The organism is Erwinia sp. 1181_3 (assembly GCF_052824965.1).
In genome coordinates, this window is the sequence record NZ_VTDE01000002.1 from 487,085 (window position 1) to 513,430 (window position 26,346).

Below are 26,346 nucleotides of genomic sequence, written 5' to 3' on the forward strand. Positions count from 1 at the left end.
TTGGCATACACTGGCAAATAATGAACCTTTCAGTCATCGCTTCGTGATTGTGTGATGTTTTTTCGGACAAAAGGAACCCTTTTTGATGTTTTTTGCACTGAAAAAAATTGTTGGCGGCCTGCTGCTTCCACTGCCAATGCTGCTGCTGGTGATGGCACTAGGGATTATCTTACTCTGGTTCAGCCGCTGGCAGAAAAGCGGCAAAACACTCATCTCCGTTGCCTGGGTTATTCTGTTGCTGATCAGCCTGCAACCTGTTGCTGACAGACTGCTGGCCCCCATCGAGAATAACTATCCCACCTGGCACAATCAGCACCCGGTGGAATATGTTGTGGTTCTCGGCGGTGGCTACACATGGAATCCGCAATGGGCACCCAGCTCAAATATGCTCAACAATAGCTTGCCACGCCTCACAGAGGGCATTCGTATTTTACAGGCGAACCCAGGGGCAAAACTGATTGTGACCGGCGGACATGCGCAGGGCAACCCGATGAGTTCAGCAGCAGTGGCCTCACTCGTGGCACAATCACTGGGCGTACCGCAAAGTGCGATTATTACGCTGGATAAACCCAGTGACACTGAGCAGGAAGCCCTGGAAGTTTCCCATATTGTCGGGCAGCGACCATTTGCGCTGGTGACCTCCGCTAACCATCTGCCGCGGGCCATGATCTTCTTCCAGCGTCAGGGCCTGGCCCCCTGGCCTGCGCCTGCAAACCAGTTGGCAGTCACATCACCACTGAACTTCTGGGAGCGGGTTTTACCTTCATCATTCTGGCTGGGCCACAGCGAGCGCGCGATCTACGAAAGCCTGGGGCGTTTGTGGCAATGGCTGAAACCCGCCGCCAAACCGTCAGTCGAGCCAGGGAAGGAGTGACTGGCTGGCTGCCGTAAAACGCGCACGGTCAAACTGCGCGGTGTGAATGAGCCGCGCAATTTCCTCCCAAAGACTATAGAACCAACGGCGTGCAACAAACCCTTCCGCTACGGGGGCTCGCCGCAAGTATTCACTGACGATGCCGTCGCCTGCGCCGGATGCGCATAGCGGGAACAGTTCGAATTCTCGTGGTGCCCAAAGTATCGTACCGGGATTGATCATCGCCAGTAACTGATCCCCCCAGGCCTCTTTCATTATGCTGCTGAGCACCAGGTTGCCGTGGACCAGAACACAGGGATCGTCAAAATCTTTAAACAGTGCGTGCAGACTCTGACGGCTGCGATAAAGCACACGTCGGTCATCCATACTCAGCAATGCCGGTCGCAGGTAGTTGAGCGTCGCCCACAACACCTCCACTCGCTGCGCATACCAGGCGGGCCATCGGTTCTGCTGGGTGCTATCTACCGTTCCCACCAGCCCATGACTGTCGATACGATGCCAGCCGAGCATCCCTTCAACAATCTGTTCCTGCAGCTGCTGCCAGCGCTCGGGCGTACGCGTGGGCGCCTCAACGGAAACGCCACCAATACGCTCTATCAGTAAGACTTCATGCAGGGGCGGCTGCTGGCTGATCACCAAACCATATACGGCAGGCACACGCACCTTCCCTTCACGCATCAGCATTGAGAGCTTATGCGCTTCCTGGGCTGCAATGCCCTTCATATTGAAGTATTTCGCCACTAACGGCAGTGAATGACCACTGTCATCGTAAAGGGTATAAAGACTGGCGTAAGGCTGCTGGCTGATACACTCCACCCGGCTGACGGGTTCGCCCAGTACCAGTGCCAGTTCAGATCGCAGTTGTTCCATCTGCCCTCCTTATCAGGCAAGAGGTCTTATGATGGTGCGAATGGATGAGATTTGCTCCGAACTGGATCAAATTCGTCGTATAAAGTGCGGGGCCAGCACTGTGGCCCCGACGCGGATTTACTGCATGGCTGCGCGAACGCGTAGCAAATCCTCTGGCGTATCAACACCCACGCTGGGAATGGCTTTTGCCACATCAACATGGATTTTTTCGCCGTACCAAAGCACTCGCAACTGCTCCAGCAGCTCGATCTGCTCCAGCGGACTGGCTTCCCATCGGACATAACGGCGGATAAATCCGGCACGATAACCGTAGATACCAATATGGCGCAGGAAGTGGTCACCGATAGTGTCATGGGAAGCCGCAAAGCGCTCACGATCCCACGGGATAGTGGCTCGTGAGAAGTACAGCGCATAACCGTTGGCATCACGTACCACCTTCACCGCATTCGGGTTAAAGGCTTCTTCCGCTGATTCAATCGGCACCGCCAGCGTTGCCATACCCGCAGTGCTGCTGGCCAGATTATCCGCCACCTGGCGAATAATAACCGGTGGGATCATGGGCTCATCACCCTGAACATTAACAATCACCGTGTCATCCGGGAACTGGTAGTGATCAATTACTTCGGCAAGGCGTTCAGTGCCGGACTGATGGTCAGGACGGGTCATACAGACTTCACCACCCGCAGCTTCAACCGCGCGTGCCACATCCTGATTATCCGTGGCTACAATTACCCGTTCAGCACCGGATTCCAGTGCACGTTCCATCACGTGAACCACCATCGGTTTGCCGTGAATATCGACCAGGGGTTTACCCGGCAAACGGGTGGAAGCAAAGCGGGCAGGAATAATGGCAACAAAACTCATGGATGGCTCTCTTCAAGTGTCAATGCGCGTGCTTCAACTTCCAGCAGCACAGGAATACCGTCACGTACCGGATACGCCAGACCATCTGGTTTGCAGATGAGTTCCTGCTGCTCTTTGTTGTAGTACAACTTGCCATGACAGACCGGACAAGCAACGATTTCGAGTAGACGATGATCCATAAATCCTCCGCGATAAATCCAATTTTGCAATGGGCTAAGAATACCATAGCTGTACTGGTGCAGTTACCCGCTCACCACGAAAAACATGCCCCGGATTATATTTCCCAGCAAGTTGGCCAGCAGGAACCCATTGCGTCAGGGAGTTTATTGACCTCGATCATCTCCGCCCCCTGCCAGCGTGCAAATTTCGTCAGAGCACGCTGCACATCATCCACGAACTGCTGGCTGACGCGTGTGTGCCGCTCCAGCCATAATTGTTTGACCTCCAGCACTTTTGTTTTGCGCTGCATACGGGCATCCAGTCGTGCTTTTAACGCACCTCGATGCAAAACAGGCAGGACAAAGTATCCATACTGCCGTTTTTCCTCCGGGGTGTAACATTCCAGGCGATAGTCAAAATCAAACAGTTCAAGCGCGCGTTTGCGATCCCACACCAGTGGGTCAAATGGCGACAGAATAGCAGTATGAGTAGCGGCTTGCGGGTGAGCCAGTTGTGTAAACAGACTGTGATGGACATACATCGTGCCGAGATCTTCAACCTGTACCTCACGTACTGTTTCCTGCTCCAGCCAGCGATCGATGGCCTGGATAACTGGCGCCCGTTTCAGACGGTAATAATCTGCCAGCCAGGCCAGACGAAAGATCCCCAGACTGCACGCACTGTTATCCAGCATACGCTGTACCGCTTCTGCTTCGGTGAGTGCATGCTGTGCATCATCCCAATCTGGCATCATCCGCTCACGCAGGTCATAAACGCGCTGAAACTGACGACGTTCACTGACCATCAACTCACCGGCGGTGAACAGATTTTCCAGGTGGCGCTTATGAGGTTTCCACGCCCACCAACCAGGCTTCTGCCCTGCCGGAGCGGTAAAGTCCGCCGAACGAACCGCGCCATTTTCACGGATATGTGCCAGCAAATGGGTGATATCCTGCTGATGCTCATCCATCCATGTCTGGCTGTACTTCCAGCCTAATGCTGAGGGGTTCAGCATGCGGTGACGCAGCAGAGGGTAATCCTCAATGGGAATAAAGCAGGCTTCATGCGCCCAATATTCAAACAGGTTTCGCTGTGCCAGCGCCTGCTCAAGCCAGATGTGCGGATACTCGCCGAGACGGCTGAATAGCACAAGGTAAGGGCTACGCGCCACCACATGGATGGTATCGATTTGCAGCAGTGACATTCGGCGTACCGCCGACAGTAGATCGTCAAACCGGGCTTTATGTGAAGGTGGCCGCAGCAGGCCCTGAGCCGCCAGCTGAAGCTGGCGCGCCTGAACAAGAGAAAGAGTTACCGCCGTCATGATGCCATCCGTAAAGTTCAGATGGCTTTAGTGTAGCGCGATGTGGAGAGTTGTGGACTGAATTAACGTGGAATTAATGCACTGATTTTGTTCAGCAATACGATGGTCTGCTCATCGGGAAGCATGGCATCAACCGGTAAATACCACCAGCTGTCAGTGGCAAAAGCGCGCGCTTTGACCGCATCTTTCTCTGTCATCAACAGTGTCTGTCCTTCCGTTATCAGGGCATTCAGAGTAGCGGCAGTGTAATTCTGATGGTCAGCGAAAGAGACCTCTTTTTGGATCACAACCCCCTGCTGACGCAGCGTGTTGTAAAAACGTGGCGGATGGCCAATACCGGCCATTGCCACCACATTTTGCAGTTGTGCGGCCGGACGATGTTCCCCTGAACGCAGGTTTACCGCCTGGCCCGGCACCAGTTGCATCGACAGTTCACCCGGCTGTGCATGGCCACCGTTGGCGATGACGGCAGTCACACTTTTCAGGCGAGAAGCGCGTTCCCGCATGGGACCTGCGGGCAACCACCAGCCATTACCAAAGCGACGTTCACCATCAACGACGACGATTTCAACATCACGCGCCAGAGCATAGTGCTGTAATCCATCATCAGTGATAATGACATCCACCCCGCCACCGCTCACCAACGCCTCTACGGCCTGACGGCGCTGGGGTGCGACCGCGACCGCCGCACCGGTACGCTGATAGATCAGAACCGGTTCATCACCGGCTTCACGGGTAGTCGTCTCTTCGCCCAGCACCAGCGGATAGCTTTCTGCTTTACCACCATAACCACGAGACACCACCCCAACGCGAAAACCCCGCTGTTGCAGTGCCTGTACCAGCCAGATGACCACTGGCGTTTTACCATTCCCGCCGGCAGTAAGATTACCGACGATTACCACCGGAACGGGTGCACGCCACACTTTACGCCAGCCCCAGTAATAGCTAAGACGGAGCACATTACTGATCAGCCCGTATAACAGGCTGAAAGGCAACAACAACAGATAAAGCGCAGAGCGGCCGCTCCAGATGCGTTCAATCATTGGCCAAATTGCATCTTATGCAGCTGCGCGTAAACACCACGTTCTGCCAGCAACATCTCGTGACTGCCACGCTCAACGATTTGACCATCTTCAACCACTACAATCTCATCCGCTTTTTCAATCGTGGAAAGACGGTGGGCAATCACCAGCGAAGTCCGGTTCTTTTGCAGTTCGTCCAGGGCTGACTGAATAGCACGCTCAGATTCGGTATCCAGAGCCGAGGTGGCTTCATCCAGGATCAGAATCGGGCTGTCACGCAGCAGGGCACGGGCAATGGCAATACGCTGGCGCTGCCCCCCTGAGAGCAATACACCATTCTCACCAATCATCGTATCCAGGCCATTCTCCATCTTGCCGATAAAGTCCATGGCATGGGCCATCGTTGCCGCTTTCTCAATATCTTCGCGGCTGTACTGTTCCTCGCGCGCATAGGCAATATTATTGGCAATGGTGTCATTGAACAAATGCACATTTTGCGATACCAGCGCCACCTGATTACGCAGTGAGGCAAGGGTATATTCACGCAGGTCATGTCCATCCATCAGGACGGCCCCCTGCTGCACATCATAGAAACGGGTCAGCAGGCTCGCCAGCGTTGATTTACCTGAACCCGAGCGCCCGACCAGAGCCACCGTCTTACCCTCAGGGATCGTCAGATTGATATTTCGCAGGGCAGGCACTTCGCGACCAGGATAGGTAAATGTTACCTCACGGAACTCAATGTCGCCCTTTGCCCGCTCAACTATGCGCTTACCGGTATCCACTTCCTGTTCGCTATCGAGAATGGAGAACAACGTCTGACAGGCAGCCATACCGCGCTGGAACTGAGCATTGACGTTAGTCAGTGATTTCAGCGGACGCATCAGGGCAATCATTGACGAGAACACCACGGTGATCGTACCCGCCGTCAGGGTCTCCATCACACTCGGGAAGCTCGCGGCATACAGCACAAAGGCCAGTGCCAGCGAGGCGATCATCTGAATAATCGGGTCTGAAATAGAGGATGCTGAAACCAGTTTCATCCCCTGCTGACGCATGCGATTACTCACACGGTTAAAGCGCTCGCTTTCGATCTCCTGACCACCAAAGATCAGTACTTCTTTATGCCCTTTCAACATCTGTTCAGCGCTGGTCGTCACCTGGCCCATGGTGTTTTGCATATTTTTACTGATATTGCGGAAACGCTTTGAGACCGTACGAATAGCAAATGAAACGATCGGCGCCAGAACGATCAGGATCAGCGACAGCTGCCAGCTGTAGTAAAACATCAAGATAAACAGGCCGATAATCGAAGCACCCTCACGCACCACAGTCACCAGGGCACCGGAAGAGGATGAGGCAACCTGTTCAGAATCATAGGTGATGCGCGATAGCAGCGTACCGGTAGACTGCTGGTCGAAAAAGGCGACCGGCATGCCCATCATATGGCTGAACAGGCGGCGGCGCATGCCCATGACCACATTGCCAGACACCCAGGAAATACAGTAACTGGAAACGTAGCTGGTAACGCCGCGAACGAGCATCAGACCCATTACGACAAGCGGCATCCATAGCAGTACGGCGTTGTTCGCTTTACCAAAACCATCATCGAGTAAAGGCTTCAGCAGTGACAGCATGAGTGTATCGCCAGCCGCATTAAGAATCAGTGCGACTGCAGCCACAATCAATCCCGCCTTATATGGCACAATCATTGGCCAGAGTCGACGGAAGGTCTGCCAGGTGGAGAGATCTTTATCCAGATGCATTATTTAACCAGCTTTGAATGAAATAGCCGCTCATTCTACCTGGAATCCCTGACTACGCCAAACCACTGATGATACCAACGGTTCATTATTTGTTCTCTTAACCCCATAAGTTGCCAGTTATCAACAAAAAAATGGGCGCTGATCTGTCCCGAAAGGGCCGTATCATGCCATTCGACGTGATTTTTATCGTAACGCTGGATAATCTTCGCAGCTGGTAGCCGCCAGGCACTGTAACGCGCGGCTGATGCGACCGCCGCTGTGGCGCCCACCGCGCGTAAGAAAGGTGGAGAAGAGGACGTTCTGCTACCGTGATGTGGAACTTGCAACAGATCCGCCGACAGGTTGGCACGCTGTTCTGCGACCAGTTTTAGCTCTGCCGGGGCCTCAATGTCTCCTGTCAGTAGCACTCGCCATTTTCCGTCCGTGATGGCGACGACACAGGATTGGTTGTTCCCCTCACCTTTTTCCGCCTCGGGTGGCCAGAGAACGCTGAACTGAAGTTCCTGCCAGCGCCAGCGAGTACCTTGGCGACAGGGTAAGTGCCCCCTACGCGCCAGAGCGCTGCGTACACGCGCCGCCGGGAATGCAGCCTGCACCGTTTCCAGCCCGCCAATATGGTCAAGATGGCCGTGACTAATAATAACATCGGTGACGTTTAATCCCTGCCAGTTGAGCCAGGGCAGGATCTGACTACGGGCAACATCCCCTCCTGGCCAGCGGTTACCGGTATCGTATAACGTTGCCTCGCCGTTACGAGAGACAACGACGGCTAACCCATGGCCAACATCTAACATATCAACACGCCAATGCGGATGGGATCCTACTTCGCGCCAGCTACACAGCAAAAGAGCCGCACTAAACAGGCTGACAGGTGAGGTACGCCACCAGCCGAAACGCAGACTCAAAAGTATCAGCCAGCATAACAGGCTGGCAGCGCCCAACGTTTGGTCCAAAGGAAACCAGCCGCGAGGTAAATGTTGAAGAGGAATAAAAACCAGAGCCAGAGAGTGGTCAACCCATTGCCACAGTAGCGGGCTGACCCACGGCAACGGATTGCACACGATCGCCACAAGAATCAAAGGCACTGTCAGCATCGTGATTAACGGCACTGCCCACAAATTTGCTACCAACGCGCTCAAGCTAAACCCATGAAACAGCATCGCTTGTAGTGGCATTAATAACAGTAGCATTCCAATTTGAAGATGCAGCAAACGCAAGAGCAACCAGCGTTTACCACGGTTAAAACGGCGAGGTAGAGGAAAAAAGTGAAACCACAGTAACAGACCCGCTACCGCCAGCGCTGACAGCCAAAGACTGTCAGAAAGTACGCTTAATGGATCAAAAAACAGGATCAAAGCGATGCACAGGCACCATACCTGCCAACTATGGCAGTGGATAAAACGCAAACGAAGCGTACTCCAGACCAGTAAAGACAGCATTGCCCGCAGCGCGGGGGGATTGCCACCGGATAACCAACAATAGGCTAATGCAATCATCAGGCTGCAATACATAGGCAATCGGTAGCCAATACACCAGGCAGGCAACAGGAACTGAACACCACGCGATAATAACCAGCCGAAACTCGCGGCAAGGGCAATATGCATACCTGAAATCGCCATCAGATGTGCCGTGCCAGTTTCACGCAATAGCAGATTTGTTTCCCTGTCGACTTCCGCTCTTTCGCCAAAGGCCAGTGCAGAAATCAATGCCTGCCACGTCAGATGCCCATAGTTCTTTTGCGTTGCATTAATCACCCTGGCACGCCAGCTGCACTGTGAATCAATAACCTCTGTCGACACCACTCTGCCAGTGAGTGGCGTATGATTAGCCAGCGCAAAACGCTGTCGGTCAAATCCTCCTTCATTGAGCTGAGCATGCACTGGACGCAGAACAAGTTCCATGTTCCAGTGCTGTCCGGCGCAAAAGGCTATCTCCTGCGGCGGAACTTTCAAGGTGGCATAAATCGGAGGGAACAGAATCCTGTCTTTGTAGCGCAGCAGCCGTACTTTAACCATCTTCCCATCGGGTAGTACGTTTTCTACGACAATTTCTGCTTTCAACTGCCCGTGCGTCAGCTGTTCTATTTGATCCAACATGACCCGCCCAGCACAGACTGCCCAGAGGAACAAGACTAATATCAGGGCGACCAATTTTGCACAACGCCATCCGGACAGCGCCATGAGAACAGCTGCGGACAAAACGGGCAGGTCGTAGACAGCAGCAGGAAGCTTAGACAGGAAACTCAGCGGTAGCGTTGCAGCAATGACACTCCATGCCAGCCGGTTCACAGTTATCAACATGACACCTCCCTGTATCAATGATGACCAGTGTGCAGCAATCACTCCTGAAAGTCATATCACCCGGAAAGGATGTGGAAAACACCTCGCAAACAATTTTCGCTATTTGCAAATGTCATCAAGATTTTATGCATAAACCAATGGTTTTATTTTGGGCAAAAAAAAACGACACCGGAGTGTCGTTTTATCGATTCATCGCAATACCCTAAGGTATTAACCGCCGTAAATATTAGCGCGATCACGCAACTCTTTACCTGGCTTGAAGTGTGGAACGTATTTACCTTCCAACTCCACTTTGTCACCCGTTTTCGGGTTACGGCCAGTACGAGGTGCACGATAGTGTAAAGAGAAGCTGCCAAATCCCCGGATTTCAATGCGTTCGCCATCTGACAACGTTGTTGCCATATGCTCAAGCATCTCTTTTACCGCATCCTCAACGACTTTCGCCGGAATATGAGAGTGCTGGCCGGCAAGTCTTTCAATCAGTTCTGACTTGGTCATATAACCTCCGGTTAATCCTTGTTAGGAAAAGTTCTGACAGTAACGACGGTACAGGGCAGCCTGCGCTGCCCTGAAAGCGATTACTCGCCTTTAGCTGCTTTGAAAGCTTCAGCCATTGCGCTAGAGAAGTTGCTTTCTTCCTGTTTGGTGTTAACAGTATTGATTGCTTCTTTCTCATCAGCCTGGTCTTTTGCACGAACAGACAGGCTAACAACGCGGTTTTTACGGTCTACACCGGTGAACTTAGCTTCAACATCGTCGCCAACGTTCAGAACCAGAGTTGCGTCTTCTACGCGGTCCAGCGATGCTTCAGAAGCACGCAGGTAACCTTCAACGCCGTCTGCCAATTCAACTGTAGCACCTTTAGCGTCAACTGCAGTCACTTTACCGTTAACAATTGCACCTTTCTTGTTCAGAGAGATGTAGTTGTTGAACGGATCTTCTGCCAGCTGCTTAACGCCCAGGGAGATACGCTCGCGCTCTGCGTCAACCTGCAGAACAACAGCAGCGATTTCGTCGCCTTTCTTGTATTCACGAACTGCTTCTTCTCCGGTAGCGTTCCAGGAGATGTCAGACAGGTGAACCAGGCCGTCGATGCCGCCGTCCAGGCCGATGAAGATACCAAAGTCAGTGATTGACTTGATTTTACCTTCAACACGGTCGCCCTTGTTGTGGGTTTCTGCAAACTGCTGCCATGGGTTAGATTTGCACTGCTTCAGACCCAGGGAGATACGACGACGTTCTTCGTCGATGTCCAGAACCATAACTTCAACAACATCACCAACGTTAACAACTTTAGATGGGTGAATGTTTTTGTTGGTCCAGTCCATTTCAGAAACGTGTACCAGGCCTTCAACGCCTTCTTCGATTTCAACGAAGCAGCCGTAGTCGGTCAGGTTAGTTACACGACCAGTCAGCTTAGTGCCTTCTGGGTAACGTTTCGCGATAGCAACCCATGGATCTTCGCCCAGCTGCTTCAGACCCAGAGAAACACGGGTACGCTCGCGGTCGAATTTCAGAACTTTAACGGTAATTTCATCGCCAACATTCACGATTTCGCTTGGATGCTTAACGCGTTTCCATGCCATATCAGTGATGTGCAGCAGGCCGTCAACGCCGCCCAGATCAACGAATGCACCGTAGTCAGTAAGGTTCTTAACGATACCTTTAACTTCCATGCCTTCCTGCAGGTTTTCCAGCAGCTGATCGCGCTCTGCGCTGTTTTCGGATTCGATAACCGCACGACGTGAAACGACAACGTTGTTACGTTTCTGATCCAGCTTGATGACTTTGAACTCAAGCTCTTTGCCTTCCAGGTGCAGTGTATCGCGCACTGGACGAACGTCTACCAGTGAACCTGGCAGGAACGCACGAATGCCATTCAGCTCAACTGTGAAGCCACCTTTAACTTTGCCGTTGATAACACCGGTAACAGTTTCAGCATCTTCGTAAGCTTTTTCCAGTGTAATCCATGCTTCGTGACGTTTAGCTTTCTCACGAGACAGCAGAGTTTCACCGAAGCCGTCTTCCACTGCATCCAGCGCAACGTCAACTTCGTCGCCTACCTGGATTTCCAGTTCGCCGGCTGCGTTCTTGAACTGCTCTGCAGGGATCGCAGATTCAGATTTCAGACCCGCATCAACCAGGACTACGTCTTTGTCGATAGAGACAACAACGCCACGAACGATGGAACCCGGACGGGTTTCGATTGTTTTTAGGGATTCTTCAAATAGTTCAGCAAAAGATTCAGTCATATTGATAATCTTCAGGATTCTTCAATTTAACGTCCACCTGACATCCTGCCGGGTGGGGTTGTTTCACATGCTCCATGACATCCATATCACAGAGTTAGATAAATCATTCTGCAAGCCGAAGCTCATGCAGAGGTCATTAAGCGTAGTTGATATTTACGCCAGCGCGAGCTTCTCACGCGCATACTTTAATGCAATGTCGATAACCTGCTCGATCGACATCGTTGTCGAATCAAGCACTAACGCATCATCAGCCGGCACCAGTGGTGCAATGGCTCGATTACGATCTCGCTCATCACGCTCTTTTATCTCAGATAAAAGGCGCTCAAAGTTAACACTAAAGCCCTTTTCCTGCAACTGTAGCATACGACGGTTAGCACGTTCTTCAGAGCTGGCATCAAGGAAAATTTTCACTGGTGCATCAGGGAAAACCACCGTGCCCATATCGCGACCATCGGCAATCAATCCCGGGAAATCCCGGAAACCACGCTGACGACGCAGCAATGCTTCACGCACACGAGGGAATGCGGCCACTTTGGAGGCGGTGTTACTGACATCCTGAGTTCGGATTTCACCGGTAACATCTTCACCTTCCAGAATCACTTCCATTTCGCCGTTGTTAGAAACAAAACGCACATCAAGATGGGCGGCGATAGGAACCAAAGCTTCTTCAGAAGCCATATCCACCTGATGATGCAGCGCAGCCAGGGCCAGAACGCGATAAATTGCACCGGAGTCCAACAGGTGCCACTGCAACGCCTCGGCCATCGCTTTACACAATGTACCTTTCCCTGCACCACTTGGGCCATCAATGGTGATCACTGGGGCTATTGCCATCATGTCGTTCTCCTGTCGGTGGAATGCCTGGGCAACGGGTGCCCAGACAAATATCGACGCGCATTATACCCCTCATGCATGAAGCTGCAACTGCGTTGGTTGCGCACCGTATTCTGTCATAGGCGGCACGCATTCCTGACGAAGATGCCCGTTACGCCAGTTGACTGATACGGGCGAGCTGTTCGAAGTAGTCGGGAAACGTTTTCGCCGTGCATTTTGGATCAAGAATGGTCACTGGCGTTGAGGAAAGAGCAACCAGGGAGAAACACATCGCCATACGATGATCGTTATAGGTTCCAATTTCAGCAAATTTAACCTGCGCGGGTGGTGTAATGCGAATGAAGTCATGGCCTTCTTCAACTTCAGCACCCACTTTACGCAGTTCAATGGCCATCGCCGCCAGACGGTCGGTCTCTTTCACACGCCAGTTATAGATATTGCGCATAACCGTTGTACCTTTCGCAAACAGGGCAGCTGTTGCAATGGTCATCGCAGCATCAGGGATATGATTCATATCCAGATCGATAGCATTAAGATCCCCACGCGTACAGGCAATAAAATCATCGCCCCACTCCACGCTGGCGCCCATTTTTTCCAGTACGTCGGCAAAACGAATATCGCCCTGCATACTGTTACGGCCAATACCGGTAACTTTCACCGTTCCACCTTTGATTGCTGCCGCGGCAAGGAAATAAGACGCAGAGGATGCATCACCTTCAACCAGGTAGTCGCCGGGTGCCTGATACTGCTGCTGGCCACGAATGTGGAACGCGCGGTAATCTTCATTCTCAACGTTAACGCCAAAAGTCGCCATCAGGTTGAGCGTGATATCGATATAGGGTTTTGATACCAAATCGCCTTTAATCACAATGCGAGTATCGTTTTCGGCTAACGGTGCGGCCATCAGCAACGCCGTCAGAAACTGACTGGAAACGCTACCATCGACGGCGACTTCGCCACCGCGGAACCCGCCTTTCAGGCGCAGCGGCGGGTAATCTTCCTGCTCAAGGTATTCGACATCGGCCCCCCCTTGACGTAAAGCATCAACCAGGTGGCCAATCGGACGTTCTTTCATGCGAGGCTCACCGGTCAGAACGATGTCGTTGCTGCCCAGGCACAGTGCCGCCGCCAGAGGGCGCATTGCCGTTCCGGCATTGCCAAGAAACAGTTCCAGCGCGCCTTCTGCCTGAAGTGCACCGCCCTGACCTTCGACTTCACACACCGTGCGATCGGCAGACAGTGTGAAATGAACACCCAACGCCTGTAGTGCATTCAGCATATGGCGAACATCGTCGCTATCAAGCAGATTCGTCAGGCGGGTGGTGCCTTTTGCCAGTGCGGCCAGCAGCAGCGCGCGGTTAGACACACTCTTAGAGCCGGGAAGGTTAACGGTGCCATCGACCAGGGCGATAGGTTGTAACGTCAGGGAATCCTGCATGTGAAACGTATTCTCCAAAATAATTACAATGAAACCCCGCTGGGCTGCGGGGTTTCAGATTCAAAACTTACTGCCAATGCAGGCGTACCTTAGCCGTGGCGACGTTCGAAGTCGACCATAAAATCGGTGAGCGTTTTCACGCCCTGCAACGGCATCGCATTGTAGATCGAAGCACGCATGCCGCCGACCACACGGTGGCCTTTCAGAGCATGCAGACCTGCTGCAAATGACTCTTCAAGGAACAGTTTGTCCAGTGTGGCATCAGCCAGTTGGAAGGGTACGTTCATACGTGAACGGTTAGCGGCTACCACATCGTTGCGATAGAAACTGCTGTTATCGATGGTGCCATACAGCAGATCGGCTTTTGCCTGGTTACGTTTATCCAGTTCCGCCACGCCGCCCTGCTCTTTCAGCCACTTAAACACCAAGCCGGACAGATACCAGGCAAAGGTCGGTGGCGTGTTGAACATAGATTCGTTATCCGCCAGGACCTTATAATCCAGGATGGAAGGCAATTCTTTACGCGCCTGACCCAACAGATCTTCACGCACAACGACCAGTGTTAACCCGGCAGGACCAATATTTTTCTGTGCGCCGGCATACAACACGCCGTAACGACTAACATCGATCGGGGACGACAGAATCGTGGAAGAAAGATCGGCCACTACCACTTTATCACCAAAGTCCGGGGTTTCCGGGATAGCGATACCGTCGATCGTTTCGTTCGGGCAGTAATGAACGTAGGCAGCATCATCAGACAGTGCCCACTCGCTCATTGGTTTGATACCGCGCAGGCCATCAATCGTCGTTTTGGCATCGATCACATTTGGCGTGCAGTATTTCTGAGCCTCTTTTACTGCGCTGGCTGCCCAATAACCGCCATCAACATAGTCCGCCGTAGCATGCTGCCCCAACAGATTCATCGGGATGGCAGCAAACTGAGCGCGTGCACCGCCATGGCAGAATAAAACTTTATAGTTGGAGGGGATTTTCAGCAGATCACGAAAATCTTTTTCAGCCTCTTCCGCGACCTGAATAAATTCCTTACTACGGTGGCTGATCTCCATTACGGAGGTTCCTAAACCCTGCCAGTTGCAGAGTTCCTGTTCAGCGCGACGAAGTACTTCTACCGGCAACATAGCCGGGCCTGAGCTAAAATTGAAAACCTGACTCATTTCCCCTCACCACTTTCAGATCAATCGGTTTTGATTCCTCTATCGGTTTTATCATTGCCACCCCGTTGCTGCAATGATTTATCAGGTCGACCGACCAGTTCACCGGCCTGTACCGCAACAGCTTGTAGGGGAAATGCAACAGCAGACGATATTTTGTGAGGTGTTTTCCTGTTTAAAAAACAGACCCGTTATCTTTTCATCCTAAAATGGCATTCTTGCGTTCATGAAATTAATGATGTCGGATAGCGATTCCGCCGGAAACCCCGTATCATTGCGCGCTTTCCGCACAATCAATAACGAGTGGGCAAAATGACTCAAACTTATATCCCAGGCAAAGACGCCGCGTTGGAAGTTTCCATCGCACGCTTTCAGCAAAAACTGCAGGATCTTGGCTTCAACATCGAAGAAGCATCCTGGCTGAACCCGGTCCCGAATGTCTGGTCAGTTCATATCCGCGATCGCGACTGCCCGCTGTGTTTTACCAATGGTAAAGGCGCGAGCAAAAAAGCGGCTCTGGCCTCTGCGCTGGGCGAATACTTTGAACGCCTGTCCACCAACTATTTCTTCGCTGACTTCTGGTTAGGCGAGAAGATCGCTAACGGCGACTTCGTTCACTACCCTAACGAGAAGTGGTTCCCACTGCCGGAAGATGACCAATTGCCAGAAGGCATTCTGGATCCACGACTGCGTAAATTCTACGACCCGGAAAACGAAGTGAGCGCCAGCGAACTGGTTGACTTGCAGTCGGGCAATGCCGCACGCGGCATCTGTGGCCTGCCGTTTACCCGTCAGTCGGATCAGCAAACCGTTTACATCCCGATGAACATTATCGGCAACCTGTATGTATCAAACGGTATGTCTGCCGGTAATACCGCCAACGAAGCCCGCGTTCAGGGGCTGTCAGAGGTATTCGAGCGCTATATTAAAAACCGTATTATCGCGGAATCAATCAGCCTGCCAGCCATTCCGCAAGACGTGTTAAATCGTTATCCGGGCGTTGTCGAAGCCATCGCCTCGCTGGAAGCAGAAGGTTTCCCAATCTTCTCTTACGACGCCTCACTGGGCGGTAAATATCCTGTTATCTGTGTGGTGCTGTTTAACCCTGCTAATGGCACGTGCTTCGCCTCCTTTGGTGCTCACCCTGACTTTGGCGTAGCGCTTGAGCGTACCGTCACCGAACTGCTTCAAGGTCGTGGCCTCAAAGATTTGGATGTGTTCACACCGCCGACCTTCGACGATGAAGAAGTGGCGGAACACGCCAACCTGGAAACACACTTTATCGATTCCAGCGGTCTGATCTCGTGGGATATGTTTAAGGATGACGCCGATTATCCGTTTGTTGACTGGAGCTTTAAAGGCAGCACTGAAGAAGAGTTCTCGACACTGATGGACATCTTCAAGTCAGAAGATCAGGAAGTTTACATCGCGGACTATGAGCATCTGGATGTGTACGCTTGCCGCATCATCGTGCCGGGCATGTCTGATATCTACCCGGCAGAAGACCTGCTGCTGGCGAACAACAGCATGGGTGCTTACCTGCGCGATACACTACTCAGCCTGCCGGAAAGCAGCTGGGAAAAAGAAGACTATCTGTCTCTGCTGGAGCAGCTGGATGAAGACGGCCATGACGACTTCACACGTGTACGCGAACTGCTGGGCCTTGCAACGGGTAAAGATAACGGCTGGTACACACTGCGTATTGGTGAACTTAAGGCGATGTTAGCACTGGCAGCAGGCGATCTGGAACAGGCATTGATTTGGACGGAATGGACCATGGAGTTCAATCAGTCGATCTTCAGCGCCGAACGCGCCAACTACTATCGCTGCCTGCAAACACTGCTGTTATTGAGCCAGGAAGAAGGTCGCGACCCTTTGCAGTATCATACGGCATTCGTCCGTATGTATGGGCAGGAAGCCGTAGACACAGCTTCAGCAGCTATCAGTGGTGAAGCGCCATTTTATGGTTTGCAGGCGGTTGATAACGATCTGAAAGCGTTCCCGGCACACCAATCTCTGCTGGCGGCTTATGAAAAACTTCAGGCGGCCAAACGTCTTTACTGGAAATAATTGACTATAAAAATAGCACCCGGTTAAAGGGGGTTATAAACAGACAAGATTATTTCACCGCAGCCGATCTCTATCTGCAGGTTAATAAAAGGTAACAGCGCAGGCTGTTACCTTTTTAATTGTTACAACCTGGCTATATTTACTCTCGTTTATTCACCCACTCTTTCGCGAAACACATCTGAGACTCAAATATTTTTTTAATAATTAAAAAAGTTTTATTTAAATAAAAACAACAACTTAAACAATAAACCCATGATAAAAATAGGGTCTTATCCGCGAATTAGCCGGGCCTATATGATCCACATCAAATTCTTTCCTATACTCCTTTGTTAGACTTTCCTCGCTGATTACTTTTGGGAGGACGTTAGTGTGAAAGCTGGCAACCCCTTTGATTTATTATTACCGTCAGAAATGGCGAAAGTTGCTGAAGATGCAGGTGTCTATAAAGCAACGAAACACCCCTTCACCACATTTTTTCTGGCAATTACCGCTGGAGTCTTCATTTCCATCGCCTTTGCTTTCTATATTACTGCGACAACGGGTACGGCTGCTGTCCCATGGGGGCTGGCAAAACTGGTTGGTGGTATCTGCTTTTCACTGGGTCTGATGTTGGTTGTGGTTTGCGGTGCTGACCTGTTTACTTCCACTGTTCTCACCGTGGTTGCTAAAGCCAGCGGTCGTATCAGTTGGGCGCAGCTCGCACGCAACTGGATTATCGTCTACGTCGGTAACTTTATCGGTGCCATCTTATTTGTCGCTCTGATTTGGTTTGCCGGGCAATACATGGCGGCCAACGGTGCCTGGGGACTGAATGTCCTGCAAACCGCTGACCACAAAATGCACCATACCTTCACTGAAGCAGTCTGCCTTGGCATTTTGGCGAATCTGATGGTGTGCATGGCAGTATGGATGAGTTACTCCGGTCGTAGTCTGATGGATAAAATGTTTGCCATGGTACTGCCGGTTGCGATGTTTGTTGCCAGTGGATTTGAGCACAGCATCGCCAACATGTTTCTCGTCCCGATGGCGATCATCATTAAAGACTTTGCGACTCCCGAATTCTGGCAAGCTACCGGAGCAAGTGCAGAGCAGTTTTCGCACCTCACCGTTGGCCATTTTATTACCGATAACCTGATCCCGGTTACCCTGGGCAATATCATCGGTGGTGGTTTGCTTGTTGGTTTAACTTACTGGGTAATTTATCTGCGTGATGGCGATCATCACTGATTCACCCACTAACAGAATTTTGCAACCGTCGGTGTGATGTCACACGGCGGGAACGTACAACGAACTTCACGTTATAAGGTAGGTATCAAATGACCGAGCTTAATCAAAAAATGGCGACAGCCTGGGAAAGCTTTGCACAGGGCGAATGGCAGACCAGCGTTAACGTCCGTGACTTCATCCAGAAAAACTACACACCGTATGAAGGCGACGAAGCGTTCCTGGCCGGTGCCACTGAGGCAACAACTGCCCTGTGGGACAAAGTGATGGAAGGCATCAAACAAGAAAACCGCACTCATGCACCGGTTGACTTTGATACCGACCTGCCATCAACCATTACCTCTCATGATGCGGGCTATATCAATAAAAGCCTGGAAAAAATCGTTGGTCTGCAGACAGAAGCTCCACTGAAACGCGCGCTGATCCCTTTCGGCGGAATTAAAATGGTTGAAGGTTCGTGCAAAGTGTATGGCCGCGAACTTGATCCTACCGTGAAAAAAATCTTCACCGAATACCGTAAAACCCATAACCAGGGTGTATTCGATGTCTACACTCCAGATATTATGCGCTGCCGTAAATCAGGTGTGCTGACGGGTCTGCCTGACGCATACGGTCGTGGCCGTATCATTGGTGACTACCGCCGTGTAGCGCTGTACGGTATCGATGCATTGATGAAAGATAAATTCGCTCAGTTCACCTCACTGCAGAGCGATATGGAAAACGGTGTTAACCTGGAAGCGACAATTCGCCTGCGCGAAGAAATTGCCGACCAGCATCACGCACTCCAGCAGATTAAAGAGATGGCAGCAAAATATGGCTGTGATATCTCTGGTCCGGCTACCAATGCAAAAGAAGCGGTACAGTGGACCTACTTCGGTTACCTTGCTGCGGTGAAATCCCAGAACGGTGCAGCGATGTCCTTTGGTCGCGTATCGACCTTCCTGGATATCTACTTTGAACGCGACCTGAAAGCAGGCGTGATTAACGAGTTGGAAGCACAGGAACTGATCGACCACCTGGTGATGAAGCTGCGTATGGTACGTTTCCTGCGTACTCCTGAATACGATGAACTGTTCTCAGGTGACCCAATCTGGGCGACAGAATCACTGGCAGGTATGGGCGTTGACGGCCGTACCATGGTGACTAAAAACACCTTCCGTTTCCTGAATACCCTTTACACCATGGGTCCTTCACCGGAACCAAACATGACCATTCTGTGGTCTGAAAAACTGCCACTGAACTTCAAAAAATACGCGGCAAAAGTGTCCATCGATACCTCTTCTCTGCAGTATGAGAATGATGATCTGATGCGCCCTGATTTTGACAATGATGATTACGCTATTGCCTGCTGCGTAAGCCCGATGATCGTCGGCAAACAAATGCAGTTCTTCGGTGCACGTGCCAACCTGGCGAAAACCATGCTGTATGCCATTAACGGCGGCGTGGATGAAAAAATGAAAATGCAGGTTGGCCCAAAAGAAGCGCCAATGATGGATGAAGTGCTGGACTACGATAAAGTGATGAACCGTATGGATCACTTTATGGACTGGCTGGCAAAACAGTACGTCACTGCGCTGAATGTTATCCACTATATGCACGATAAATACAGCTATGAAGCGTCACTGATGGCACTGCATGACCGTGATGTTTACCGTACTATGGCTTGCGGTATCGCAGGTCTGTCCGTTGCGGCTGACTCCCTGTCTGCTATCAAATACGCCAAAGTATCCACCATTCGTGATGAAGATGGTCTGGCTGTAGACTTCAAAATTGAAGGTGAATACCCGCAGTTTGGTAACAACGATTCACGTGTGGATGACATTGCCTGCGACCTGGTTGAACGTTTCATGAAGAAAATTCAGAAACTGCAAACCTACCGTAATGCAGTGCCAACTCAATCCGTACTGACCATTACCTCTAACGTGGTGTATGGTAAGAAAACGGGTAATACCCCGGACGGACGTCGTGCTGGCGCACCATTCGGGCCAGGTGCAAACCCAATGCATGGTCGCGATCAGAAAGGTGCGGTTGCCTCTCTTACCTCGGTTGCAAAACTGCCGTTTGCTTACGCGAAAGATGGTATCTCTTACACCTTCTCCATCGTGCCAAACGCACTGGGCAAAAATGACGACGTACGCAAAACCAACCTTGCGGGTCTGATGGATGGTTACTTCCATCACGAAGCCAGCATCGAAGGTGGTCAACACTTGAACGTCAATGTGATGAACCGTGAAATGCTACTAGAAGCAATGGAGAACCCGGAAAAATACCCGCAGCTCACCATTCGCGTATCAGGCTATGCAGTACGCTTCAACTCACTGACTAAAGAGCAGCAGCAGGACGTGATTACACGTACCTTTACACAGTCTATGTAAGTCGCTGCGCTCTATACAGGCTCCCGTAAGGGGGCCTGCTCACCACCAGCCGGTTTTGTCAGTCGCCTGATACGGACGCCTGCCAAAACAGACTTAACACAGCTAAAGACTGTGTCACCGTGGAGAATTCATCGCAATGTCAGTACTCGGTCGCATCCACTCTTTTGAATCCTGCGGGACCGTTGACGGCCCCGGCATCCGTTTTATCACCTTCTTCCAGGGCTGCCTGATGCGCTGCCTGTATTGCCATAACCGTGATACCTGGGATACGCACGGCGGCAAAGAAATCACCGTAGAAGAACTGATGAAAGACGTGGTGTCATATCGCCACTTCATGAATGCTTCTGGCGGTGGTGTTACCGCGTCAGGCGGGGAAGCTATCCTGCAAGCCGAATTCGTACGTGACTGGTTCCGTGCCTGTAAAGCTGAAGGGATTAATACCTGCCTGGATACTAACGGTTTTGTTCGCCGCTATGACCCGGTGATTGACGAACTGCTTGACGTTACCGATCTGGTGATGCTCGACCTTAAGCAGATCAATGATGATGTCCACCAGATTCTGGTCGGCGTATCCAACCACCGTACACTCGATTTTGCTCGTTATCTGTCCAAGCGTAACATTCGCACCTGGATCCGCTATGTTGTTGTGCCAGGCTATTCTGATGATGATGAATCGGCTCATCGTCTGGGTGAGTTCACACGCGATATGGGCAATGTTGAGAAAATCGAACTGCTGCCCTATCACGAACTGGGCAAACATAAGTGGGTGGCAATGGGGGAAGAGTACAAGCTGGACGGCGTTCATCCACCGAAAGCCGACACGATGGAACGGGTCAAAAGTATTCTCGAAAGCTACGGTCACTACGTGATGTATTAGCGGTTCGGACTCAATTTTAGTGATTAAAAAGGCTGGCCAGAAGTCAGCCTTTTTAATGTCTGTTTTATGCGTGTGCCACAGGATTGGCGTGGTGATCGGCCTTACGCAGCAACATCGCCAGATACACCATTGCGACCCCGGCAATCATTACAAACAGCAAGCGGTCTGAATAGCTTTGCATCAACATTGAGGTCATCGTCGGCCCCACCAGACTGCCAACGGTATAACTCAGCAGCAGCGCCTGATTCATCGCAACCAGTTCATGGTGGGCAACGGTTTCACACGCCCAGGACATCGCCACTGGATAAAGAGTAAAGCCTGCACAGCCGAGAATAAACAAGGCAGGTGCCATCGCAGCATTACTCAGCATCGCCAGAGCGCCGAGGATCACCACAAACACCTGCACCCGCAACACCAAAAGGCGCCCATAACGATCGGCAAGGCGGCCTACCGGCCACTGGCCAATAATACCGGCGCTCACCAGTAACGCCATCCAGTAACCTACCGTTGAGTCACTCATCCCCTGATGCGAAAGGTAAAGCGGCATCAGACCATATAACGACCCCAGAACAATGCCTGAAATAATACAGCCATTGATACCAAGACGGGCATTACGGCGGCGCAGCATCGGCCACAGCCGCCCTGCAGGTGTTTCTTCGTCACCTTCCTGGCTGGCAGTGACACGACAAAAGACCAATGGCAGAACCGCCGCCAGTATCACACTGCTGACCCAGGGGAGAACGTGCATCAATTCAGTCGAGACTTTGCTGACCAGTAATTGCCCGATAACCGTGCCAATATAATAAATGATCATATAGGCAGCCAGCAGTCGCCCACGGTTACGCAGCGTCCCGTTACACAGCAGCGCACTTTCCACCACAACCCAGATCAGCGCACAGCCAATACCGGCCACAAAGCGCCATAGTGTCCAGGACCAGAAGCCGGTACCCAGCGCCAGTGCCAGCGTTGCCAGAGCAAAGACCAGAGAGGCGAGATAGTAGCTACGGTTAAAGCCATAGCGTTTGATCACCCAACCCGCCATCAGCGTTCCCAGCAGGTTCCCGCAGTAATATGACGAGCTGACCATCCCCACCTGCCAGGTCGGCAGTGCATCATGCGTGAGCCAGAGCGGCACCAGCGTATTGAGCACAGCAATAGAGACTGTTAGCAGCAGCAAGCCGCACAGCAGCACCAAAACAGGACGTGACCAGGTGGACATAGTAGTTGGGGGACCGAAAACGAGGGAGATTTTGCGCGCATCATGCCACTGAGTAGACGATTGGAAAAGCACAATAAAAAGGCAATAGCACGATTTGTAGCTACGCGATTTAAAATTTTTATCTTCAATGGCTTAGAGCTGTTTAGCAGAGGACTGTCGACGGAATTATCTTATTGAATTCACATGTAATAAGTCAGAATAGCATCACTATTATCCATCATTATTTTTGCTCAATCTCTGACAATAAAAAACCCGCCAGTGGCGGGTTTTTCAAAACACTGTTCAGGGCGACTTATCCTGCTGGTACAGCCTCGAACCTGTGCGTGGATCAGCCAATAAACTCCAGGCCTTTCATATACGGACGCAGAACATCCGGTACGGCGATACGGCCATCAGCCTGCTGGTAGTTTTCCAGCACCGCAACCAGAGTACGACCCACTGCCAGGCCAGAGCCATTCAGGGTGTGTACCAGGCGTGTTGCTTTCTCACCACGTGGACGGCAGCGCGCTTTCATACGACGCGCCTGGAAATCGCCCATATTGGAGCAGGACGAGATCTCACGGTAGGTATCCTGCGCTGGCAACCACACTTCCAGATCGTAAGTTTTGTGAGAACCAAAGCCCATGTCACCAGTACAGAGCAGTACTTTACGGTATGGCAGGTTCAGCAGTTGCAGCACTTTCTCTGCATGACCCACCAGTTCTTCCAGCGCATCCATTGAGTCTTCAGGGCGTGTAATATGCACCATTTCAACTTTATCGAACTGATGCATGCGGATCAGACCACGAGTGTCACGACCATACGCGCCAGCTTCGGAACGGAAACATGGCGTATGTGCGGTCATTTTGATCGGCAGTGATTCTTCTTCCAGAATCTCATCGCGTACCAGGTTGGTCAGCGGGACTTCGGAGGTCGGGATCAGAGCATAGTTGCTGCTGGAGGCTTCTTCTTCCAACGGACGTGTATGGAACAGGTCTTCGCCAAATTTAGGCAACTGGCCCGTGCCGTACAGGCTGGCATGATTCACCAGGTAAGGTACGTAGGTTTCCAGGTAGCCATGCTGCTCGGTATGCAGATCGAGCATGAACTGGCTCAAAGCACGATGCATCAGTGCAATCTGGCCTTTCATCACGATAAAACGTGAACCGGTCAGTTTAACTGCGGCGGCAAAATCGAGGCCTGCGGCCATTTCGCCCAGCTCAACGTGGTCGCGCACCGCGAAGTCAAACTTGCGCGGCTCACCCCAGCGACTGATTTCCTGGTTTTCACTGTCATCTTTGCCCAGTGGAACTACATCCGCAGGGATATTGGGAATGGCCATTGAAAAGTCATTGATACTGGTCAACAGTGCATCCAGCTCTGCTTTTGCAGCGTCCAGGCGTTCGCCCAGTACGTTCACTTCCTGACGCAATGGCTCGATGTCTTCCCCACGTGCTTTGGCCTGCCCGATGGATTTGGATCGCGAGTTACGCTCTGCCTGCAGATTTTCAGTTTCGACCTGCAGTACTTTACGACGCTCTTCATGTGCGCGCAGCGTATCAACGTCCAGCTTATAGCCACGGCGTGCCAGTTTTTCAGCGACTGCGTCTGGCTCAGTACGCAGTAGATTGGGATCGAGCATGCTTGTCCTGTGATGATTGATTGAGTTAAAAAAGAAGGGGCGCACCGACATATCGAATGCGTTGAATTCATTGCTAACCTTACCGCAACGTCACTGTCAGCGGTAGCGTTTTGTCGGGCTATTTTGATCCTGTTCAATCAACCAGGCGAGCTTTTCACCAATCTTCCCTTCCAGCCCACGCGTGGTCGGATGGTAATAGCGGGTTTGTGCCATTTGCGCCGGGAAATAGTCCTCACCTGCTGCATACGCGTTAGGTTCATCGTGGGCATAACGGTATTCCGCTCCCAGCCCCATTTCTTTCATCAGTTTGGTTGGCGCATTACGTAAATGTTCAGGAACATCATAATCCGGGCTTTCACGCGCATCACGCATGGCCGCTTTGAAAGCGTTATACACCGCGTTGCTTTTTGGCGCGCAGGCCAGGTAAACAATCGCCTGGGCGATCGCCCGCTCACCTTCTGCCGGGCCGACACGAGTAAAACAATCCCAGGCAGAGATCGCTACCTGCATGCCACGCGGATCCGCGTTGCCAACATCTTCGGAGGCGATAGCCAGCAAACGTCGCGCGACATACAGCGGATCACCGCCTGCGGTAATGATCCGTGCATACCAGTAAAGTGCCGCATCCGGGGCCGACCCCCGCACTGATTTGTGCAGCGCCGATATGAGATCGTAGAAACGGTCACCTTTATTATCAAAGCGTGCGCTACGCTCGCCAGACACTTCATTGAGCAACTGCGGCGTCAGTTCACGCTTGCCTTTGCTATTCACCTCAGCCATATCGGCCATCATTTCCAGCGTATTCAGCGCGCGGCGCGCATCGCCGTTGACCAGCTCAGCAATCATATTGCGGGTATTTTCAGGCAGGATGATGTTGTCATTACCATAGCCACGCTCACCGTCTTGCATCGCCTGGTTCAGCACGGCAGCAATGTCTTCCGTGGTCAGAGATTTCAACAGATACACGCGGGCACGCGATAACAGCGCTGAATTCAGTTCGAATGAGGGATTTTCCGTTGTGGCACCGATAAAGGTAATGGTGCCATCTTCAATATGTGGCAGAAAAGCATCTTGCTGGCTTTTATTAAAACGGTGAACTTCATCAACAAACAGGATGGTACGCCGACCTGCATTGCGGTTTTGCCTCGCACGCTCAATCGCCTCACGGATCTCTTTCACCCCGGAGGTGACAGCGGAAATGCGCTCAACGTCAGCCTGTCCATAGTGACCGATAATTTCGGCCAGCGTGGTTTTCCCCGTCCCCGGCGGTCCCCATAGAATCATCGAGTGAAGATGACCCGCCTCAATAGCGCGCGGCAGCGGTTTACCCGCTGCCAGCAGATGCTGTTGGCCAATATACTCGGCCAGCGTACGTGGCCGCATACGCGCGGCCAGAGGCTGAAACTCATTACGGGAAAAGTCGAGGGACAGGTTACTCACGCAAACCTCACTGACGCTGGTCGTCCACAGTTACACCCTTAGGTGGTGTGAACTTGAACTTATCGGCACTGATGCTGCCATTTTGCTGGCTTTTCAACGTATAACTGCTGCGCTGCCCATCCTGCTCTACCGCGCTGAACTGATTGATGGTGCCATTGGTCGCCACGTTGATGGTGAACTGCTTCAGGTTGCCATCAGCATTTTTTGGCGTCAGAGAGAAGTCATCCCCTTTTTGCGCAACGTTGTATTGCTTCCAGTCACTCGCCTGGTTACGTGCAATCAGCATAAAGGGGGTATTGCTGGTGGCATCTTTCACCCAGCTGGCGCTAACCTGCTCAACAAACGGATTGTAGAACCATAACGTTTTACCATCGGAAATCAGGGTGCTTTCATCCGGCGCTGTCATATGCCAGTTGAACAGGTTCGGACGCTGAACCCACATCTCACCTTCGCCATCCTGCACCGATGCACCGGTGCTGTCGGTTACTTTTTGACTAAACGTGGCATGGAAACTTTTCACCTTATCCAGGCGTTGCTGCAAATCGCCAGATGCATCAGCCCAGGCGGTAACCGAGGAAAAAGCAGCCAACACACAGCAGGAAATCATTAATTTTTTCATTACGGCATCCTTATTGAAACTCTTGT

The 26,346-nt window shown here is 51.8% G+C and carries 21 protein-coding genes; 5 read left to right on the forward strand and 16 right to left on the reverse strand.

Annotation, left to right across the window (positions count from 1 at the left end; translation table 11 throughout):
• The first annotated feature begins 85 nt into the window (after nt 1-85).
• Nucleotides 86-874, forward strand: a complete 789-nt coding sequence (gene elyC / locus FY046_RS06645; RefSeq protein WP_446185949.1) for an envelope biogenesis factor ElyC — start codon at nt 86-88, stop codon at nt 872-874.
• On the opposite strand, the gene FY046_RS06650 is transcribed toward elyC, so the two are convergent.
• From FY046_RS06650 to serC, 12 genes are all read right to left on the reverse strand, one after another.
• Nucleotides 851-1,744: a YcbJ family phosphotransferase gene (locus tag FY046_RS06650; RefSeq protein WP_227535960.1), complete on the reverse strand. Its 894-nt coding sequence runs from the start codon at nt 1,742-1,744 to the stop codon at nt 851-853. The genes elyC and FY046_RS06650 overlap by 24 nt on opposite strands.
• A 117-nt stretch (nt 1,745-1,861) precedes the next feature.
• Nucleotides 1,862-2,608, reverse strand: a complete 747-nt coding sequence (gene kdsB, locus FY046_RS06655; RefSeq protein ID WP_133841029.1) for a 3-deoxy-manno-octulosonate cytidylyltransferase — start codon at nt 2,606-2,608, stop codon at nt 1,862-1,864.
• Nucleotides 2,605-2,787, reverse strand: coding sequence for a Trm112 family protein (locus FY046_RS06660; protein WP_023654621.1), 183 nt, complete (start codon nt 2,785-2,787; stop codon nt 2,605-2,607). The genes kdsB and FY046_RS06660 overlap by 4 nt, the downstream gene beginning before the upstream one ends.
• Nucleotides 2,788-2,882: 95 nt before the next feature.
• The gene (locus FY046_RS06665; RefSeq protein ID WP_446185895.1) at nt 2,883-4,091 is read right to left on the reverse strand and encodes a winged helix-turn-helix domain-containing protein; all 1,209 of its coding nucleotides are present in this window, start codon (nt 4,089-4,091) and stop codon (nt 2,883-2,885) included.
• Nucleotides 4,092-4,153: 62 nt separating this feature from the next.
• Entirely contained in the window at nt 4,154-5,134 is a 981-nt protein-coding gene (gene lpxK / locus FY046_RS06670; RefSeq protein ID WP_167864858.1) for a tetraacyldisaccharide 4'-kinase, read from the reverse strand.
• Nucleotides 5,131-6,879, reverse strand: coding sequence for a lipid A ABC transporter ATP-binding protein/permease MsbA (msbA, locus tag FY046_RS06675; RefSeq protein ID WP_167864859.1), 1,749 nt, complete (start codon nt 6,877-6,879; stop codon nt 5,131-5,133). Before msbA ends, lpxK begins: the two co-directional genes overlap by 4 nt.
• Before the next feature lie 35 nt (nt 6,880-6,914).
• Nucleotides 6,915-9,179, reverse strand: coding sequence for a ComEC family protein (locus FY046_RS06680; RefSeq protein ID WP_167864860.1), 2,265 nt, complete (start codon nt 9,177-9,179; stop codon nt 6,915-6,917).
• Nucleotides 9,180-9,389: 210 nt separating this feature from the next.
• The gene (gene ihfB, locus FY046_RS06685; protein WP_062743871.1) at nt 9,390-9,677 is read right to left on the reverse strand and encodes an integration host factor subunit beta; all 288 of its coding nucleotides are present in this window, start codon (nt 9,675-9,677) and stop codon (nt 9,390-9,392) included.
• 80 nt (nt 9,678-9,757) lie between these two features.
• Nucleotides 9,758-11,431 carry a 30S ribosomal protein S1 gene (rpsA, locus tag FY046_RS06690; protein ID WP_133841034.1) on the reverse strand — a complete coding sequence of 558 codons (1,674 nt, stop codon included), beginning with the start codon at nt 11,429-11,431 and terminating at the stop codon, nt 9,758-9,760.
• Between the two features lie 153 nt (nt 11,432-11,584).
• Complete coding sequence (gene cmk / locus FY046_RS06695) at nt 11,585-12,268, reverse strand: (d)CMP kinase (RefSeq protein ID WP_133841035.1); 684 nt, start codon at nt 12,266-12,268, stop codon at nt 11,585-11,587.
• Between the two features lie 148 nt (nt 12,269-12,416).
• Nucleotides 12,417-13,703 carry a 3-phosphoshikimate 1-carboxyvinyltransferase gene (gene aroA, locus FY046_RS06700; RefSeq protein WP_159337132.1) on the reverse strand — a complete coding sequence of 429 codons (1,287 nt, stop codon included), beginning with the start codon at nt 13,701-13,703 and terminating at the stop codon, nt 12,417-12,419.
• 89 nt (nt 13,704-13,792) lie between these two features.
• Nucleotides 13,793-14,878, reverse strand: coding sequence for a 3-phosphoserine/phosphohydroxythreonine transaminase (serC, locus tag FY046_RS06705; protein WP_133841037.1), 1,086 nt, complete (start codon nt 14,876-14,878; stop codon nt 13,793-13,795).
• Nucleotides 14,879-15,187: 309 nt separating this feature from the next.
• Between serC and ycaO the strand changes: the two genes are divergently transcribed.
• The 4 genes from ycaO to pflA all read left to right on the forward strand — a co-directional run bounded on the left by ycaO (nt 15,188) and on the right by pflA (nt 21,421).
• Nucleotides 15,188-16,945 (forward strand): 30S ribosomal protein S12 methylthiotransferase accessory factor YcaO, encoded by a 1,758-nt coding sequence (ycaO, locus tag FY046_RS06710; protein WP_159337133.1) that lies wholly within the window; start codon nt 15,188-15,190, stop codon nt 16,943-16,945.
• Nucleotides 16,946-17,314: 369 nt separating this feature from the next.
• Nucleotides 17,315-18,172, forward strand: a complete 858-nt coding sequence (focA, locus tag FY046_RS06715; protein WP_159337134.1) for a formate transporter FocA — start codon at nt 17,315-17,317, stop codon at nt 18,170-18,172.
• An 89-nt stretch (nt 18,173-18,261) separates the two neighbouring features.
• Nucleotides 18,262-20,544 (forward strand): formate C-acetyltransferase, encoded by a 2,283-nt coding sequence (gene pflB, locus FY046_RS06720; protein ID WP_133841040.1) that lies wholly within the window; start codon nt 18,262-18,264, stop codon nt 20,542-20,544.
• Nucleotides 20,545-20,680: 136 nt separating this feature from the next.
• Nucleotides 20,681-21,421, forward strand: a complete 741-nt coding sequence (gene pflA, locus FY046_RS06725) for a pyruvate formate lyase 1-activating protein (RefSeq protein WP_133841041.1) — start codon at nt 20,681-20,683, stop codon at nt 21,419-21,421.
• A 64-nt stretch (nt 21,422-21,485) separates the two neighbouring features.
• Here the strand turns inward: pflA and FY046_RS06730 are convergent, their stop codons facing one another.
• From FY046_RS06730 to lolA, 4 genes are all read right to left on the reverse strand, one after another.
• A complete protein-coding gene (locus FY046_RS06730; protein ID WP_212815953.1) occupies nt 21,486-22,640 on the reverse strand; it encodes an MFS transporter in 1,155 nt (384 codons plus the stop codon).
• Between the two features lie 328 nt (nt 22,641-22,968).
• Complete coding sequence (gene serS, locus FY046_RS06735) at nt 22,969-24,261, reverse strand: serine--tRNA ligase (RefSeq protein WP_133841043.1); 1,293 nt, start codon at nt 24,259-24,261, stop codon at nt 22,969-22,971.
• Between the two features lie 96 nt (nt 24,262-24,357).
• Nucleotides 24,358-25,701, reverse strand: coding sequence for a replication-associated recombination protein A (locus FY046_RS06740; protein ID WP_167864862.1), 1,344 nt, complete (start codon nt 25,699-25,701; stop codon nt 24,358-24,360).
• Nucleotides 25,702-25,708: 7 nt separating this feature from the next.
• A complete protein-coding gene (gene lolA / locus FY046_RS06745) occupies nt 25,709-26,320 on the reverse strand; it encodes an outer membrane lipoprotein chaperone LolA (RefSeq protein ID WP_133841045.1) in 612 nt (203 codons plus the stop codon).
• Nucleotides 26,321-26,346 lie beyond the last annotated feature (26 nt).

Excerpts from the sequence above, each read along its gene's own strand:
- elyC (WP_446185949.1), top strand. The coding sequence starts at position 86 with ATGTTTTTTGCACTGAAAAAAATTGTTGGCGGCCTGCTGCTTCCACTG.
- lpxK (WP_167864858.1), bottom strand. The coding sequence starts at position 5,134 with ATGATTGAACGCATCTGGAGCGGCCGCTCTGCGCTTTATCTGTTGTTG.
- pflB (WP_133841040.1), top strand. The coding sequence starts at position 18,262 with ATGACCGAGCTTAATCAAAAAATGGCGACAGCCTGGGAAAGCTTTGCA.
- FY046_RS06665 (WP_446185895.1), bottom strand. The coding sequence starts at position 4,091 with ATGACGGCGGTAACTCTTTCTCTTGTTCAGGCGCGCCAGCTTCAGCTG.
- pflA (WP_133841041.1), top strand. The coding sequence starts at position 20,681 with ATGTCAGTACTCGGTCGCATCCACTCTTTTGAATCCTGCGGGACCGTT.
- serS (WP_133841043.1), bottom strand. The coding sequence starts at position 24,261 with ATGCTCGATCCCAATCTACTGCGTACTGAGCCAGACGCAGTCGCTGAA.
- FY046_RS06680 (WP_167864860.1), bottom strand. The coding sequence starts at position 9,179 with ATGTTGATAACTGTGAACCGGCTGGCATGGAGTGTCATTGCTGCAACG.
- ihfB (WP_062743871.1), bottom strand. The coding sequence starts at position 9,677 with ATGACCAAGTCAGAACTGATTGAAAGACTTGCCGGCCAGCACTCTCAT.
- cmk (WP_133841035.1), bottom strand. The coding sequence starts at position 12,268 with ATGATGGCAATAGCCCCAGTGATCACCATTGATGGCCCAAGTGGTGCA.
- msbA (WP_167864859.1), bottom strand. The coding sequence starts at position 6,879 with ATGCATCTGGATAAAGATCTCTCCACCTGGCAGACCTTCCGTCGACTC.
- ycaO (WP_159337133.1), top strand. The coding sequence starts at position 15,188 with ATGACTCAAACTTATATCCCAGGCAAAGACGCCGCGTTGGAAGTTTCC.
- aroA (WP_159337132.1), bottom strand. The coding sequence starts at position 13,703 with ATGCAGGATTCCCTGACGTTACAACCTATCGCCCTGGTCGATGGCACC.
- kdsB (WP_133841029.1), bottom strand. The coding sequence starts at position 2,608 with ATGAGTTTTGTTGCCATTATTCCTGCCCGCTTTGCTTCCACCCGTTTG.
- FY046_RS06730 (WP_212815953.1), bottom strand. The coding sequence starts at position 22,640 with ATGTCCACCTGGTCACGTCCTGTTTTGGTGCTGCTGTGCGGCTTGCTG.
- FY046_RS06650 (WP_227535960.1), bottom strand. The coding sequence starts at position 1,744 with ATGGAACAACTGCGATCTGAACTGGCACTGGTACTGGGCGAACCCGTC.
- serC (WP_133841037.1), bottom strand. The coding sequence starts at position 14,878 with ATGAGTCAGGTTTTCAATTTTAGCTCAGGCCCGGCTATGTTGCCGGTA.
- lolA (WP_133841045.1), bottom strand. The coding sequence starts at position 26,320 with ATGAAAAAATTAATGATTTCCTGCTGTGTGTTGGCTGCTTTTTCCTCG.
- FY046_RS06660 (WP_023654621.1), bottom strand. The coding sequence starts at position 2,787 with ATGGATCATCGTCTACTCGAAATCGTTGCTTGTCCGGTCTGTCATGGC.
- rpsA (WP_133841034.1), bottom strand. The coding sequence starts at position 11,431 with ATGACTGAATCTTTTGCTGAACTATTTGAAGAATCCCTAAAAACAATC.